We start from the raw sequence: 228 nt of genomic DNA, 5'->3' as shown, positions 1-228 counted from the left end.
GCTCTGAGCTGCAAGGTCAGCTGGAAATTGTCGGCAATAAAGCCAATGTGATGATTGCCAACCCTAACGGTATTACCTGTGATGGCTGTGGTTTTATTAATACCGCCAGCGTCACCTTGACCACCGGTAAACCCCAGTTTGACAAACAGGGTGCGCTGGAAGCGTTGGAAGTTAAACAAGGCCAGATTACCATTGGCGGCAAAGGGCTGGAGGGCAAAGCGACGGATT

Annotated in this window: 1 protein-coding gene; it reads left to right on the top strand. The window is 50.9% G+C overall.

The window, feature by feature from the left end; translation table 11 throughout:
• On the top strand, nucleotides 1–228 hold a 228-nt coding region (locus ABR397_RS24125; protein WP_350307889.1), incomplete at both ends, for a two-partner secretion domain-containing protein.

It is taken from the genome of Photorhabdus viridis (assembly GCF_040256935.1).
GTDB classification, from domain to species: domain Bacteria; phylum Pseudomonadota; class Gammaproteobacteria; order Enterobacterales; family Enterobacteriaceae; genus Photorhabdus; species Photorhabdus viridis.
Note: the sequence above shows the minus strand (reverse complement) of the source record. Positions and strands in the feature narration are given on the sequence as shown.